The 3,479-nt window shown below is 65.7% G+C and carries 3 protein-coding genes and 1 pseudogene; all 4 read left to right on the forward strand.

Going from position 1 to position 3,479, the window contains the following annotated elements; all coding sequences use genetic code 11:
- Positions 1–879: VOC family protein (locus MOV75_RS31415; protein ID WP_247007258.1), on the forward strand; the 879-nt coding region annotated here is incomplete at its 5' end.
- 64 nt (positions 880–943) lie between these two features.
- Positions 944–1,819, forward strand: a complete 876-nt coding sequence (locus tag MOV75_RS31420; RefSeq protein ID WP_247007259.1) for a dihydrodipicolinate synthase family protein — start codon at positions 944–946, stop codon at positions 1,817–1,819.
- A 175-nt stretch (positions 1,820–1,994) separates the two neighbouring features.
- Complete coding sequence (locus MOV75_RS31425; protein ID WP_246931363.1) at positions 1,995–3,095, forward strand: S1C family serine protease; 1,101 nt, start codon at positions 1,995–1,997, stop codon at positions 3,093–3,095.
- A 125-nt stretch (positions 3,096–3,220) separates the two neighbouring features.
- Positions 3,221–3,479, forward strand: a pseudogene (locus MOV75_RS31430) (xanthine dehydrogenase family protein molybdopterin-binding subunit); the annotation flags it as partial.

The raw sequence follows: 3,479 nt of genomic DNA on the forward strand, positions 1-3,479 counted from the left end.
GAGGGCGCTCCGCAGGGCGGCGGGCCGACCTATGCCAGCCGTACGCCGATGCGGTTCGGCATGGTGACGCTCCGGGTGAAGAATCTCGACAAGGTTGCGGATTACTACCGCGACGTGATCGGGCTCACCGTGATGGAGCGCTCGCCAGCCGCCGCCAGGCTCGGCACATCAGGCATCACGCTGCTGGTGCTGGAAGCCCGTCCCGATGCGGCAATCGAGCCGCGCAACGCCGCCGGCCTCTATCACACCGCCTTCCTGATGCCGACGCGCAAGGACCTGGCGCGCTGGCTGGTTCACGCCGCCTCGCACCGCGTGAAGCTGTCGGGCTTTGCCGACCATCTCGTCAGCGAGTCCGTTTATCTCGACGACCCCGAGGGTAACGGCATCGAGGTCTATGCCGACCGCGATCCCTCGCAATGGCAGTGGAGCGAGGGCAGCGTGAAGATGGCGAGCGACGAGCTCAACATCCCCGATTTGCTGTCGCTGACCAATACGCGCGTGCCTGATTATGCCAAAGCGCCGGATGGACTGCGCATCGGCCACATGCATCTGCGTGTCGGCGATCTTGCGCAGGCCGGAAACTTCTATCATGGCAACATCGGCCTCGATCCGACCCGCAGCCGCAGCGGCGCCGCGTTCCTGTCGTCGGGCCGCTATCATCATCACCTCGGCATGAACGTCTGGCAGAGCCAGGGCGCGGGCCAGCGCGACGATCAGATGACCGGCCTTGCCTGGTTCTCGCTGGTGACGGAGAAGCCGGACATTCTCGCCGCGCAGGAGGAGCGCCTGCGCAAGGGCGGCGTGCGCCTGACAACGCTCGCCAACGGCGTGGAGGCCGCCGACCCCTGGGGCACGCGCGTGCGGCTGCTCAGGGTTTGATCGCGAGCACGAGCGTTGGTAAGACCGGTCAGGCGCAAACCAGCGCTCCGGGGTCATCACCGACATGTCCGAATTCCACGGCGTCTTTCCCTATCTCGTCTCGCCCGTCGATGCCGATGGCATCGTGCGCACCGATGTCCTCGGCAAGCTCTGCGGCGATCTGATCGGCGCCGGTGTCCATGGCCTGACGCCGCTCGGCTCGACCGGCGAATTCGCCTATCTCAATGCCGCTCAGCGCAGCGCGATCGTGCAGACCACGATCGAGGCCGCGAACGGCCGCGTGCCTGTCGTGGCTGGCGTCGCCTCGACCTCGACGGCGGATGCGGTGGCGCAGGCGAGGGCGTACCAAAAGCTCGGCGCCGACGGCATTTTGGCGATCCTGGAGGCCTATTTTCCGCTCAATGACGCCCAGGTCGAATCCTACTTCCGCGCCATCGCGGATGCCGTCGACATTCCCGTCGTCATCTACACCAATCCGCAATTCCAGCGCTCCGATCTCACCCTCGACATCATCGCACGCCTCGCCGAGCATCCGCGCATCGGCTACATCAAGGACGCCTCGACCAACACGGGCCGGCTGCTCTCGATCATGAACCGTTGTGGCGATTCCTTGCGGGTGTTCTCGGCTTCCGCCCATATCCCGGCTGCGGTGATGCTGATCGGTGGCCTCGGCTGGATGGCGGGCCCGGCCTGCATCATCCCGCGCCAGAGCGTCGCGCTCTACGACCTCTGCAAGGCCGGACGCTGGGACGAGGCCATGGCGCTGCAGCGCCGGCTGTGGCGCATCAACGAGGCCTTCGCCCGCTTCAACCTCGCCGCCTGCATCAAGGCGGGGCTCGCGATCCAGGGCTATGAGGTCGGCGATCCCGTCCCGCCGCAGGCTCCATTGACGGCCGAGGCGCGCAAGGCGGTAGAAGCGGCGTTGCACGAGGTCGCGTAGCCGTGTGTCACGCGGCAATATGTCCCTGAACGCCCTGCGGAAAGCCAAACGGGGCCCTATCTGACTCGATCAGGAAACTTCCAGGGGTCTGCGACGTTGCTGCGTGAGCGAGGTCCGACATCTCATGCATGTGCATTCCGAACTCTGCTTTCAGCACGCATCGCGGTGATCACCGATGAATCGTCGCTACGCCATCGGCGCGGCAGCCTTTGCGGCCCTGCTGCTCGCCGTCACTGCAGCGAAGATTTTGCATGTTCCGGTCCTGCATGTTCCATGGGCGGCATCCTCCGCACGTGCGGTCGAGCAGCGCGGGCCGCTGTCCGATGGCGAAAAGGCGACCATCGACATCTTCGAACGCGTGTCGCCTTCGGTTGTCCAGGTGGCGGTGAAATCGACGGCCAGTCCTCTCATGGGCGAGGAGGGGCAGGGCGGCGCGTCCGGCACGGGATTCGTCTGGGACCGCGAGGGGCACCTCGTGACGAACAATCACGTCGTGGCCAATGGCGGCGAGATCGCCGTGCGCTTTGCGTCAGGAGAGGTGGCTGAGGTCGACCTTGTCGGCACCGCCCCCAATTACGATCTTGCAGTGCTGCGGATCCGCAGCGTGCGCGAGCTTCCGCCGCCGGTGGCTCTTGGCAGCTCGAACGACCTGAAGGTCGGGCAGTCCGCGTTTGCGATCGGCAATCCCTTCGGACTGGATCAATCGATGACGAGCGGCATCATCAGCGCGCTCAAGCGCAGGCTTCCGACCCATGGCGGCCGGGAGATTGCCAACGTCATCCAGACGGATGCCGCGATCAACCCGGGCAATTCGGGCGGACCGTTGCTGGATTCCGCCGGCCGGCTGATCGGCGTCACGACGGCGATCATATCGCCGTCGGGTTCGAACGCCGGCATCGGTTTTGCAGTGCCGGTCGATGTCGTGAACCGGATTGTCCCCGAGCTCATCCGCAACGGCCGGGTGCCGACACCCGGCATCGGCATCGTGGCCGCCGGCGAAGATGTCTCGACGCGACTTGGCGTCGAAGGGGTGATCGTGGTGCGGACGGCTCCCGGCAGCCCTGCCGAGCGGGCCGGGATTCGCGGTGTCAACATGACGACCGGCGCGGTCGGAGACATCATCACTGGGGTCGAAGGCAAGCCGGTGCGGCGACTCTCCGACCTGACCGATGCCCTGGAGCAGGCCGGTGCAGGGAAGACCGTTCGGCTCACGGTCAAGCGCGGCTCGGACAGCCGCGACGTGAGTGTGGCCATCATCGACATCGAGCGTTCCTGACCCCGGTAATCTGCCCGGCCAAGAGGCATGGTACGCATTGCAGATGTGCCGCGGCTCGGTTGTCTAGCCCGTAAAATCGGCTAAAACCCCCGCGGTCGTTTTCCGGATTTCAAGGATAGAGCGGAATGAACATTCTTCCCGGCAATTTGCGTTTCGGAGCGGGGCAGCCCGTCAAGCGTTTGGAAGACCAGCGGCTGCTCACCGGGAAGGGACAGTTCATCGACGACAAGCCGCAGGATGGCGCGTTGTGGTTGCACGTGCTGCGCTCGCCGCACGCCCACGCGAAGATCGCCTCGATCGACACCAGCGCGGCCGCCGCGATGCCCGGCGTTGCCGCGATCTACACCGGCGCCGACCTCGTCAAGGACGACGTCGGCAGCATCC

The organism is Bradyrhizobium sp. PRIMUS42 (assembly GCF_023006515.1).
GTDB lineage: Bacteria > Pseudomonadota > Alphaproteobacteria > Rhizobiales > Xanthobacteraceae > Bradyrhizobium.